Origin of the sequence: Streptomyces sp. TBY4, from assembly GCF_024213195.1 — a bacterium.
Lineage (GTDB): Bacteria > Actinomycetota > Actinomycetes > Streptomycetales > Streptomycetaceae > Streptomyces.
Genome location: NZ_JANAVF010000024.1, coordinates 88,973 through 100,967 on the forward strand (window position 1 = coordinate 88,973; position 11,995 = coordinate 100,967).

At 73.6% G+C, this 11,995-nt stretch carries 10 protein-coding genes; 8 read left to right on the forward strand and 2 right to left on the reverse strand.

All coding sequences use genetic code 11. From position 1 onward, the window contains the following. The first annotated feature begins 10 nt into the window (after window positions 1-10). The gene (lanKC, locus tag NLX94_RS36280; protein WP_254387528.1) at window positions 11-2,482 is read left to right on the forward strand and encodes a class III lanthionine synthetase LanKC; all 2,472 of its coding nucleotides are present in this window, start codon (window positions 11-13) and stop codon (window positions 2,480-2,482) included. Between the two features lie 30 nt (window positions 2,483-2,512). Continuing rightward, on the forward strand, window positions 2,513-2,761 hold the full coding sequence (locus NLX94_RS36285; RefSeq protein ID WP_254387529.1) for a hypothetical protein: 249 nt from the start codon (window positions 2,513-2,515) through the stop codon (window positions 2,759-2,761). Window positions 2,762-2,858: 97 nt separating this feature from the next. Here the strand turns inward: NLX94_RS36285 and NLX94_RS36290 are convergent, their stop codons facing one another. After that, a complete protein-coding gene (locus NLX94_RS36290; RefSeq protein ID WP_254387530.1) occupies window positions 2,859-4,697 on the reverse strand; it encodes a serine protease in 1,839 nt (612 codons plus the stop codon). 178 nt (window positions 4,698-4,875) lie between these two features. On the opposite strand from NLX94_RS36290, the gene NLX94_RS36295 reads away from it, so the two are divergent. After that, complete coding sequence (locus NLX94_RS36295; protein WP_254387531.1) at window positions 4,876-5,679, forward strand: aminoglycoside N(3)-acetyltransferase; 804 nt, start codon at window positions 4,876-4,878, stop codon at window positions 5,677-5,679. A gap of 38 nt (window positions 5,680-5,717) precedes the next feature. On the opposite strand, the gene NLX94_RS36300 is transcribed toward NLX94_RS36295, so the two are convergent. After that, window positions 5,718-6,383, reverse strand: a complete 666-nt coding sequence (locus NLX94_RS36300; RefSeq protein ID WP_254387532.1) for a GNAT family N-acetyltransferase — start codon at window positions 6,381-6,383, stop codon at window positions 5,718-5,720. A gap of 173 nt (window positions 6,384-6,556) precedes the next feature. Between NLX94_RS36300 and NLX94_RS36305 the strand changes: the two genes are divergently transcribed. The 5 genes from NLX94_RS36305 (at window position 6,557) to fabI (ending at window position 11,906) form a co-directional block, all read left to right on the forward strand. Next, window positions 6,557-7,360: an alpha/beta fold hydrolase gene (locus NLX94_RS36305; RefSeq protein WP_254387533.1), complete on the forward strand. Its 804-nt coding sequence runs from the start codon at window positions 6,557-6,559 to the stop codon at window positions 7,358-7,360. Between the two features lie 120 nt (window positions 7,361-7,480). Then, window positions 7,481-9,712, forward strand: coding sequence for a molybdopterin-dependent oxidoreductase (locus NLX94_RS36310; protein ID WP_254387565.1), 2,232 nt, complete (start codon window positions 7,481-7,483; stop codon window positions 9,710-9,712). Window positions 9,713-9,835: 123 nt separating this feature from the next. Then, complete coding sequence (locus NLX94_RS36315) at window positions 9,836-10,360, forward strand: SgcJ/EcaC family oxidoreductase (protein ID WP_254387534.1); 525 nt, start codon at window positions 9,836-9,838, stop codon at window positions 10,358-10,360. 48 nt (window positions 10,361-10,408) lie between these two features. After that, the gene (locus NLX94_RS36320) at window positions 10,409-11,113 is read left to right on the forward strand and encodes a 3-oxoacyl-ACP reductase family protein (RefSeq protein ID WP_254387535.1); all 705 of its coding nucleotides are present in this window, start codon (window positions 10,409-10,411) and stop codon (window positions 11,111-11,113) included. Between the two features lie 4 nt (window positions 11,114-11,117). Next, entirely contained in the window at window positions 11,118-11,906 is a 789-nt protein-coding gene (gene fabI / locus NLX94_RS36325) for an enoyl-ACP reductase FabI (RefSeq protein ID WP_254387536.1), read from the forward strand. Window positions 11,907-11,995 lie beyond the last annotated feature (89 nt).

Sequence of the window (11,995 nt, forward strand, 5' to 3'; positions counted from 1 at the left end):
GAGGCCCGCCATGTCCCTGCGACACGTTGCCCACTGCCCGCCCGGCACCCCCTTCTACGACCGTCCGGCCGCGATCACCGGCGCCGACGCCTTCCCGGCGGCCACCGCCGAGGCCCCCGCCGGGTGGACCCGTGAGCCGATGGGGGAGTGGACCGTCCTGACCCCGCCGGGACTCGAACTCCCCGGCCAGGGCTGGAAGATCCACGTATCGGCGACCGAGCGGACGGCCCCCGAGGTCCTCGACATCGTGAGCGCGTACTGCACCTCCCGCTCCCTGCTCTTCAAGTTCCTCACCAGCCCCTCGATGCTGATGCTGCGCAACAGCAAGTACGGGGACCGGGGCAGCAGCGGCAAGTTCATCACCCTCTACCCCCGCGACGAGGCGGAGCTGGAGACCGTACTGACCGAGCTCGACGCCCTCCTCGAAGGGCGCCCGGGACCGGCCGTCCTCAGCGACCTGCGCTGGGGCGCGGGCCCCCTGTACCTGCGCTACGGAGGCTTCAAGCTGAAGCTGGGCCCCGGCCCGAACGGCGCCCCCGTGCCCTGCATCGAGGACCCCGACGGCAACCTCGTCCCCGACGTGCGCGGCCCCTCCTTCCGCCCGCCGGCCTGGCTGGAACTGCCGCCGTGCGTCGTGCAGGCACTGGCCGAGCGGAGCCGCGGAGGCTCCCTCGGGGACTTCCCCTTCAAGATCACCCAGGCCCTGCACTTCTCCAACGGCGGCGGCGTCTACCGCGCCACCGACACCCGCGACGGACGCGAGGTCCTGGTCAAGGAGGGCCGCCCGCACGCCGGTCTCGACGACGCCGGGGCCGACGCCGTGGAGCGGCTGCGCCGCGAGCACGACGCGATGGCGGCCCTCGACGGACTGCCCTGGTTCCCGAAGGTCCTGGACTGGCGCCGCGGAGCCGAACACTGGTTCCTGACCCGGGAGTTCGTCGACGGCAACGCCCTGACCAAGGAGACCGCCGAGCGCAACCCGATGCTCCACCCGGTCACCGCCCGCGACACCGCCATGCCCGTGGCCGAGTACACCGCCTGGGCCCTGGACGTCCTCGACCGGATCGAGGCCGCCGTCGCCGCCATGCACGAACGCGGCCTGGTCTTCGGCGACCTGCACCCCAACAACGTCCTGATCCGCCCCGACGGCACCGTCGCCTTCATCGACCTGGAGACCACCCTCCCCATCGAGGGCCACACCGGCCAGGCCATCGGCGCCCCCGGATTCTGCGCCCCCGCCGGCACCACCGGCACCGCCGTCGACCGTTACGCCCTGGGCTGCCTGCGGCTCAGCCTCTTCCTGCCGCTGACCCCGGTGATGTCCTTCAACCGCCGCCGCTCCGAGGACCTCCTCGCGCAGATCACCGCCTTCTTCCCGGTGCCCGAGGGATACGCCGACCAGGTGCGGGCCGACCTCGGACACGCCCCGGCGCCCGCCGGCGGCCCGCTGGCCACCCCCGCACGCATCGCCACCGGCATCCTGACCTGCGCCACACCCGAGCGCACGGACCGCCTCTTCCCCGGCGACGCCGACCAGTTCCTGCACGGCGACGGCGGCCTCAACATCGCCAACGGCGCCGCCGGGGTGCTGTGGGCCCTGCGCGGAGCCGGCATCGACGTCCCCGAGGCACACGTCGACTGGCTGGCGGACGCCGCCCGGGCCGTCACCGATCCGCGCCCCGGCCTCTACGACGGACTCGCCGGCATCGCCTGCGTCCTGCACGACTTCGGACGCTCCGACGAGGCCGCCGCCCTCCTCTACCGCGCCCACGGCCTGCTGCCCACCGCCACCCTGCGCGACGGCAGCCCCGACCGCAGCCTCTCCGGCGGCATCGCCGGCCTGGGCCTTGCCCTGCTGCACCTCGGCGAGGACACGGCCGCCCGCGAACTCGCCGCCGCCCTCGTCAACAGCCCCACCCTGGAAGAACGCCCCGGCCTGCTGCGCGGAGCCAGCGGCGAGGCCCTCTTCCTGCTCGCCGCCGGTCGGGACGACGCCGCGCGCGTGGCCCTCGTACACGACCTGGAACTCTCCCGGCAGCCGCTGCCCACCCCCTGGCACCGGGTCCAGCTCGCCCACGGCGGAGCCGGGCAGGCCATCGCCGTGCACCACTACCTCGCCGCGCACCGGGACCCGTACCTCACGGCCGTCCACGACGCCCTGCTGACCGACCTCACCTCGCAGTTCCACCCGGCCTGCGGCCTGTTCACCGGCCGCGCCGGCGCGCTCGCCGCCCTGATCTGCACGGACGACGGCTCGGCGGCCACTGCCCGGGCTCTGGCCGAACTCCGGTCCGGCCTGGAACCGTTCGCGGTGGCCCACGAGAACGACCCGGACGCCACCGGCTTCCTCGGCGACCACCTGCTGCGCCTGTCCACGGACCTGGCCACCGGCTCCGCCGGGGTCCTGGCGGCGCTGACCGCGCCCCGCACGGCCGTCCTGCCCTACCTGCCCGCCCCGGCGCCGGTCCCGGCCGCCCGCTGAACCCGAACCCACCCACGTACGGAGTCCCGTATGCCCACCCACCTGACGGTCAGCATCAGCATGACCGAGGAGGCCCCGTCCTCGGCGGCCCCCGAAACCACGGCCGTACGCCTCGTGTCCTGCCTCCCCGCCTCGTGGACGGTGGTCCCCCTCGCGATGACCACCCGCTCCGCGACCCTCTCCCTGACCACCCCGGACGACACCCGGCCCCCGGCGGTCCTCGAAACCCTGGACACCGCCCTGTCGACCCCCGCCTTCACGGGCTGGATCCGCAGCTGACCCGCCGCCCCCGAACCGCCACCCCCCGGACCACCCGCAGGCCGCCCATCCCCCGTAAGCGGCCTGCGGGTGCGTTCCTCCGTCCGGGCCCGGCCGGTCAGGGGCGCGGCGGGACGAGCATGCGCTCGGTGCCGAGGTCGTTGGCGCGGGTGTCCTTGTACAGGGTGGTCTCGCCGTCGCTCCACCGGACGACGAGGTCGTTGGTGAGGCCGTCGCCGGTGTACTGACCCGTGGTCATGAGCACGCTGTGGGTCCAGGTGCCGTGGGGGCCGTGGATGCCCCGCTCGCGGCCCAGGCCCCTGGTGGTGGGGCCGGCGTAGGTGCTGAGCGCGCCGGTGGACCAGCGGACCATGAGGTCCCACTTCCGGTGGCCGGAGAACTGCCCGGAGGTGAGCAGGGTGGCCTTCTTCCAGGCGTTGTTGGGGTTCTTGAGTTTGTGCTCCCGGCCGAGAGTGCCCGCGCCGACGTCGGTGTGGAGGCCGAGTTCGCCGTCGGACCAGCGGACCATGAGGTCGGTGACGTAGGTGGCCGCGTTGAACCGCCCGGCGGCGATCTGGGCGGCGTACTTCCAGACGGATCCGGAGGGGGCCATCTCGGTGACGGATCCCAGGCCGTTGGCGCCGACGTCCCCGTGCAGGGTCATCCGGCCGTCGTCCCAGCGGACCATGAGGTCGAACTGGTCGGAGCCGGTGAAATCGCCGGCCGTGAGGGTGGCGACCGCCTTCCAGCCCGCGTTCGGCGCCGCGAGCCGCCGCTCGGGCAGGAAGCCGCCGTCCCCGTCACCCGGGAAGAGGGTCACCTCCCCGTCGGTCCACACGACGAGCAGGCTGCTGCGGCCGCTGCCGGTGAAATCGCCGGAGGCGATGTGCCGGGCGTGGGTCCACAGGCTGCCGGGACCGGGCAGCAGCGGGCCGTCCGCGGAACCCCGGTAGGGCGGCCGGGAGAGGGAGCCGGGATCGCGGCCGGCGTTGGCGTCTTCGTACAGGGCCTGCGCGTCCTTGCCGTACACGGGCGCGTACGTCATCCAGGAGTCGTTGCCGCCGCCGTGGTGGCCGCCGGTGTTCCCGACGACCTTGCCGGTGCGCTTGGCCGCGTCGTAGTCCTTGATCCAGGGGCCGCCGGACACGCCGCCGTAGAAGCCCTTGCACAGCATCCGCATCTGGCGGAAGCCGCCCAGCCGGGTGGTGGGCACGTCACAGCGGATGGCCCTGTGCTTCGGGTTGACGCCGGGGGCGGACGGGTAGCCGACGACGGTGACGCGGTGCTCGTAGGTGCTCCCCGGGGTGAAGGCCAGCGCCCCCGTGACCTTCTCGACGCGCCCCCTGGCGTTCGGCTCGACCAGGACGAAGGCGAGGTCCAGGTCGGAGACGGCGGCCCTGCTGTTCGACGTGTAGCGGGGGTCCGTGTACACGCCGTCGGCCTTGACCGGGAAGATCCCGAACGGCTGGGCGCGGGCCGCCCTGCCGTGGCGGTACTGCGGCACGAAGACGGCGTGGTTCGCCGGCCCGGCCATGCCGACCGCGCAGTGCCCCGCCGTGAGCACCATGTTCCTGCCGGCGCTGCGGACCACACTGCCGGTGCAGGAGGTGTCGGCGTTGCCGACCCCGGACTCCCGGTAGAAGAAGGTCCCCACCATCGGCATGCCGTCGAAGTAGGTGCCGTTCGGGGTGCCGGACGGGGCGGTGGGCAGGGCCCTGTTCCGCGGGCCGGCCGGCCCGCCGGCCGTGCCCCGGCCCCGCGCGTCGTCGACGGGTACGGCGGCGGCCATGCGCTCGGCCGTCCAGTACGCCTCTTCGGCGACGACCCTGGGGCCGACGGGCTCCGCGGTGGCGCTCGGAGGCACGGTCGCGGCCGGCGCGGGACCGGTGGCCAGGGCGGACGCCGTCACGGCGACGGCTACGGCGAGGGCGACGGCGGTGAACCGTCCGGATCTCAAAGAACCCACCTTCCGTCTTCCGCCTTCCGTACGCCGAGATCGTCGATGGACAGACAAAGAGATCACACGGGCGGGACGAAGACCGCTGCGGCCGGGATCGCCGCGCTGGCGCTGCTCCTGATGGCGCCAATGCGGTGGCGCGGGGGAGCGGTGCACCCGACACTGACCCCTTGTGTCCATGAACCTCCAGGCCGGCCCCCTGTGTACGCGCGCCTCGCTCGCCGCCGAGCTGCGCGCGCTCGGCCTGCGCCCCGGCGAGACCCTCCTCGTGCACTCCTCCCTGAGCTCGCTCGGCTGGGTCTGCGGGGGCGCCGCCACGGTGGTCGCGGCGCTGCTCGACGCCCTCGGCGACGCGGGGACCCTGGCGGTGCCGACGCACTCGGGCGACAACTCCGACCCGGCGCAGTGGTCGAACCCGCCGGTGCCCGAGGCCTGGTGGGCGGAGATCCGCGCCTCGATGCCGCCCTTCGACGCGCGCACCACGCCCACCCGCGGCATGGGCGCCGTCCCGGAGGCCGTCCGCACCTGGCCGGGCGCCCTGCGCAGCGGCCATCCGCAGACCTCCTTCGCCGCGGTGGGCCCGTACGCCGCCACGATCACCGACGGCCACGCGCCGGACTGCGGGCTCGGCGAGCGCAGCCCGCTCGCCCGGCTGGAGGAGGCCGGGGCGCGGATCCTGCTGCTGGGCGCGGGCTTCGGCTCCTGCACGGCCTTCCACCTGGCCGAGTACCGGATCCCGGGGCGGCTGGTCGACAACTCCTTCGCCCTCATGACCCCGCAGGGCCGCCGCTGGACCACGGTGCGCGATACCGCGGTCTCCTCGGACGACTTCGGGGAGCTGGGCGCGGCCTTCGAGAAGGACCGCCCGGTGGTCCGGGGCACGGTCGGCGGCGCGCAGGCCCGGCTGTTCGACCTGGCCGAGGCCGTCGCCTACGCCGAGACCTGGCTGCCCGGCAACCGGCCGCCGGCCGCCACGGCCTGACGCCGGGACGGGGCAGGCCGTACGGGGGGGCGGACCCGTCAGGCCGCCGTGGCGGCGGAGTCCGCCCCGGGCCGCCGGCGCTCGAGACCGCGGGCCATCCGCTCTTCCAGGTGCTTGCGGCAGCCGGGCCATTCCGCCGCGGTGACCGAATAGATCGCCGAGTCGCGGAGCAGGCCGTCCTCGCCCGGGGCCCAGGACCGGGACCAGTTGCGCAGGACGCCCTCGAAGCGTGCGCCGACCCCCTCGATCGCGGCCCGCGAACGGGCGTTGCGGGCGTCTGTCTTCAGATCGAGCCGGGCCACGCCCCAGTTCTCGAAGGCGTGCCGGAACAGCAGGTACTTGGCCTCGGTGTTCACCCCCGAGCCCTGGGCCGAAGCCGCGAGCCAGGTGAAGCCGACCTCGACCGCGCACAGCCCCTCCCCGGTCGTCGGCCACGGCCGGGGGTCCCAGTAGGCGGTGACCCCGACCGCCCGCCCCGACGCCCGCTCCACCTGCGCGTACGGGGCCAGTTTCCCCGCGGCGCGCCGGGCGAGCTGGGCGTCGATGTACGCCCCGACCCGGTCCGCGGTGGGCACCCACGTGAACCCGTAGGGGCTGCGGTCCTCCTCCGCCGCCACGGCCAGGTCCGCCGCGTGGCGGTGCCCCAGCGGCTCCAGCCGTACGAGCTCGCCGTCCAGGACCGGTCCATCGAGTACGAAGGTCATGGCCCGCAGGGTTCCAGAGCGGCCCGGCCGTGTCGCGTGAATTCGGCGGCGCCGGGACAGGGATCCGCACGAGCGATCTATACAAGCGTCTTGTACATCCGTCATATACGGATGTACAGTTCTGGCGCGGGGTCATACCGGCCCCGCATCCGCACCGTTCAGGGGGAACCGCCATGACGAACACCGCCGCCCAGGCCACCCGCGCCACCCTGGCCGTCGACGGCCGCGCCCTGTCCTACCTGGACTTCGGCGGTGCCGGCCGGCCGCTCCTCGCCCTGCACGGGCACCTCTCCGAGGGCGCCTCCTTCGCGGCCCTGGCCGCCGCCCTCGGGCCGCAGTGGCGGGTGATCGCGCCCGACCAGCGCGGCCACGGGGACTCCGACCGCGCCGCCGAGTACACCCGCGCCGGCTACCTCGCCGACCTGGTCGCCCTCCTCGCCCACCTCGGGATCGACCGGACCGTCGTCCTCGGCCACTCGCTCGGCGGGATCAACGGCTACCACCTGGCCGCCGCGCACCCCGGGCTGGTCACGGCCCTCGTCGGCGTCGACACCCCCGCCGAACTCCCCGGCCACGGCGGGTCCGGGCCCCTGGACTTCGTACGGAACTTCCCGTACGAGGCCCCCACCCGCGAGGAGCTCCTCGCCGGCTGCGGCCCGCTCGCCCCCGCCCTCGCCCCGGCGCTGCGCCCGCTGCCCGGGGGAGCCGGCTGGCGGCTGCCGTTCCACCCCCAGGACACCGTCGACTCCGAGGGCCTCGTCCGCGGGGACCACTGGAAGCAGTGGCTCGCCACCGACTGCCCCGCGCTGCTGGTCCACGGCCTGCGCAGCCAGGTCCTCTCCGCCGGCCTGGCCCGGGACATGGTCGCCCGGCGCCCCGGCACGGCCTCCCGCGCCCTGGACACCGACCACTTCGTGCAGGTGGGCGACCCGGAGGGGTTCGCGGCCGCCGTCGGCGAGTTCCTGGCCGGCGTCTGACCCGCCGCGTCCGCCCCGGAACCGGGCCGTCGGCCCTCATGGGCGATAGAACCCGGGACAGTCCGGACCCCCGCGGCTACGCTGCGCGCAGTTGATCAAGTGGTGTGGGGGCGGCCGGTGTTGGAGCGAACGGCGACACGGGTCTGCCCGTTGTGCGAGGCCACGTGCGGGCTCAGCATCACCCTCTCGGACGAGGTCGTCACCCGCGTCAAGGGGAACCGGGACGACGTCTTCAGCAAGGGGTACCTCTGCCCGAAGGGCGCCTCCCTCGGCCGGTTCGACAGCGACCCCGACCGGCTCACCGCCCCGCTGGTGCGCCGCCCCGACGGCGGTTTCGACGAGGTGGGCTGGGCCGAGGCCTTCGCCGCCGTCGAACGCGGCCTGCGGGGGGTGACGGAGCGGTACGGCAAGGACGCCGTGGCCCTCTACATGGGCAACCCGGTCATCCACACGCTGGCCCTGCCGCTCTACATGCTCGTGCTGCGCGAACGCCTCGGCACGCGGAACGTCTACTCCTCCACCACCCTCGACACCATGCCCAAGAGCGTGGCCTGCGGATGGATGTACGGGGACCCGCTCGCCTTCCCGCTGCCCGACATCGACCGCACCGACCACCTGCTGGTCCTGGGCGCCAACCCCATGGAGTCCAACGGCAGCCTGTGGACCGTCGCCGACATGCCGGGCCGCCTCAAGGCGCTGCGCGCGCGGGGCGGGCGCCTCGTCGTCGTCGACCCGCGCCGCACCCGCACCGCGGACCTCGCCGACGAGCACGTCCCGATCCGCCCGGGCACCGACGCCCTGCTGCTGCTCGGCATCGCGCACACCCTGTTCGAGGAGGGCCTGGCGAAGGACCCCGGCCCCGGCTTCGCCGGCTTCGACGAGCTGGCCGTCCAGGTCAAGGGGTTCGCCGCCGAGGACGTCGCCGACGCCTGCGGGATCCCCGCGGGAACCGTCCGTACGCTCGCGCGCGAGCTGGCGGCGGCGCCCACGGCCGCCGTGTACGGACGACTCGGCACGTGCACCACGGAGTTCGGCACGCTCACCAGCTGGCTGGTGGACGTGGTCAACATCATCACCGGGAACTTCGACCGCCCCGGCGGCGTGCTCTTCGGCGAGGCCCCGCACGCCACCCGCCGCCCCGCCGAGCCCTTCCGCACCGGACGCTGGCACAGCAGGGTCCGCGCACTGCCGGAGACCAACGGCGAACTGCCCACCGCGACCCTCGCCGACGAGATCGAAACCCCCGGCGAGGGGCAGGTACGGGCCCTGCTCTGCATCGCCGGGAACCTGGTCCTCGCCTCCCCGCAGGGCGAGCGGCTGGACCGGGCCCTGCCCGGCCTCGACTTCATGGTCTGCGTCGACCCCTACCTGAACGAGACCACCCGCCACGCGTCCGTCATCCTGCCGCCGCCCAGCGCCCTGGAATCACCCCACTACGACGTGGTCCTGGCCGGCCGCTCCGTCCGCCGCAACGCCCGCTTCTCCCCTCCCGTACGGGCCCTGGCGCCCGGCCGCCCCAGCGAGGCGGAGATCCTCGCCCGGCTGGTCCTCATCGCCTCGGGCAAGAGCGCGGCCGGGGACCCGGACAGCGTGGACGAGGCACTGACCGACCTGACCCTGCGGGCCGCCGCCGGCCGCCCCGGGGCGCCCCTGCGCGGGCGCGAACCGGCCGCCCTCAAGCGGGAGCTGACCGGGGACAACGCCCTGGAGCGGCGGCTCGACCTGATGCTGCGCCTCGGACCCGCGGGCGACCTGTTCGGCAAGCGCCCCGGCGGCCTGAACCTGGCCCTGCTCAAGGAGACCCCGAACGGCATCGACCTCGGACCGCTGCGGCCCCGCCGCGAGGAGGTCGTGATGACCGCCTCCGGCCTGGTGGAACTGTGCCCGCCCGCCATCACCGGGGACCTGCCCCGGCTCGACGCGAGGATGCGGGAGCTGGACGCCGGCGGGTTCGTGCTCATCTCCCGCCGTCAGCTGAAGTCCGTCAACAGCTGGTCGCACAACATCGCGACCCTGTCCGGCGGGACCAACCGCTGCTCCCTGGAGATCAGCACGGAGGACGCCGGGCGCCTGGGCGTCACCGCCGGCGACCTGGTCCGGGTCCGCGGCCGGGCCGGGGAGGTGGTGGTCCCGGCGGAGCCCACCGACCGGCTGCGCGCGGGCGTGCTGAGCCTCCCGTACGGCTGGGGGCACGGGCGCCGCGGCAGCCGGCTCGCGCACGCGGCCACCCAGCCGGGCGTGAGCATGAATGCGCTCACCGACAGCTCGGTCGTCGACCCGCTCTCCGGCACGGCCGTCTTCAACGGGGTTCCCGTACACGTGGAGAGGACCGAAGCGGAAACGGAAAGATGAATTCCGGGCGGTTCGAATGGTGCGTCATTTGAATTCCTGATCCCTCCGGGTGAAAACTTTTCAGACATCCCGCGCCTCCCTAGACTGGCCGAGAAGTTCCGATCGCCAGTCAATGGAGATTCCGTGAGTCTTGCCCGTCGCATTGCGATTCCCGCCGTTTCCCTGATGCTGCTCGCCGGAGTGGCCACCGCGGCGAATGCCGTCGAAGAACCCGCGCAGGAATCCTTGTTCGGCCCGGTGTGCTCCCCCACGCAGACCGCCATCACCGATGTTCCGCACCGGCTTTTCGCCGCCTGGAACAACGGGGACGCGGCCGGGGTCGCCGCCCAGTTCACGACGGACGGGCACATGATCCCGAGCAACGGCGCCTACCTCACCAGCCGGAGCGCGATCCAGTCCTTCTACCAGGGCGCCTTCGCCGGTCCCCTCGCGGGCACCCGCATGATCGGCAAGCCGCTCTCCGTGCGCTGCCTGTCCACCTCCACGGCCGTGATCGACGGGCTCGGCGGGCTGCTCAAGCCCGGGGACACCTACACCGAGCCGGAGGAGGTGCCGATCGGCCAGCGCATCATCGTCTCCTGGACGGCGGTCCGCGTCGGCAACACCTACTACATGAAGGAATTCCAGAGCACCACCATTCAGGGCTGATCGGCGAGCCGGCTGCCGCGAGGGAATTTAAAGAAACGGAGAGTTTCGTTGCCACGCACGGTGCTGGTCACGGGCGGAAACAGGGGAATCGGGCTCGCCATTGCCGAGGAATTCCTCGGACGTGGCGACCGGGTTGCCGTCACCTATCGGAGCGAACCGCCGGAGGGTAAATTCTTCGCGGTCCGGTGCGATGTCGCCGACCCGGAACAGATCGACGCCGCATTCGCCGCGGTCGAGGCCGAACTCGGCCCGGTGGAGATCCTCGTGTCCAACGCGGGGATCACCGAGGACCGGCCCATGCTGCGGATGCAGGAGGAGCAGTTCTCCCGGGTCATCGACACCAACCTCACCGGCGGCTGGCGCTGTGCCCGGCGGGCCCTGCCCAAGATGCTGCGCGGCCGGTGGGGGCGGATCGTCCTCGTGTCCTCCGTCGCCGGACTGCGCGGGAACCAGGGCCAGGTCAACTACGCCGCCAGCAAGGCCGGCATGGTCGGCATGGCACGCTCGCTCGCCCGCGAGGTCGCCACGTCCGGCATCACCGTGAACGTGGTGGCGCCCGGCCTGATCGAGACCGACATGACCGCCGCCCTGTCCGGAGCCCGCAAGGACACGCACCTGGCGGAGATCCCGGCGGGCCGGGCGGGCCGGCCGGAGGACGTGGCCGACACGGTGGCCTGGCTCGCGGGGGAGCGGGCCAGCTACGTCACGGGCGCGGTCGTGCCCGTGGACGGCGGCCTGGGAATGGGGCACTGATCCCATGACCACCACGACTCCTGCCACCACCGGCGGCCTGCTCGCCGGCAAGCGGATCGTCATCACCGGTGTGATCACCGAGCGGTCCATCGCCTTCGCGGCCGCCCGGGTCGCCCAGGAACAGGGCGCCCGGATCCTCCTCACCGGCTACGGCCGGATGTCCCTGGTCGAACTGGTCTCCCGCCGGCTGCCCGAGAAGCCGCCGGTCGTGGAGCTCGACGTGACCGACCCCGGGCACCTCGCCCGCCTCCCGGAGCTGGTGGGCGAGCACCTCGGCGGGGTCGACGGAGTACTGCACTCCATCGCCTTCGCCCCGCCGAGCTGCCTCGGCGGATTCCTCACCGCCCCCTGGGAGGACGTGGCCACCGCCGTCCACACCTCCGCCTACTCCTACGTCTCCCTCGCCAAGGCCCTGCTGCCGCTGATGGGCAGCGGCGGCTCGGTGGTCGGACTCACCTTCGACGCCACGAAGGCCTGGTCGGGCTACGACTGGATGGGCGTGGCCAAGGCCTCCCTGGAGTCCGCCAACCGCTACCTCGCCCGGGAGGCGGGCCCGCTCGGCATCAGGTCGAACCTGGTGGCCGCAGGTCCCCTGCGGACCAGCGCCGGGAAGGCCATCCCGGGCCTCGCCCGCACCCAGGACGACTGGGCGGCGAAGGCCCCCCTGGGCTGGAACATCACCGAGACGGAGTCCACGGCACGGGCCTGCGCCGCGCTGCTCTCCGACTGGTTCCCGGCGACCACGGGCGAGATCGTCCACGTCGACGGGGGACACCACGCGATGGGCGCCTGACCGCGCCCCAGCACAGCCCAGCACAGCGCAGTACGAAAGGGGTGGTGCCCCGGGCCGCACGCGCGGCCCGGGGCACCACCCCTCCTGCG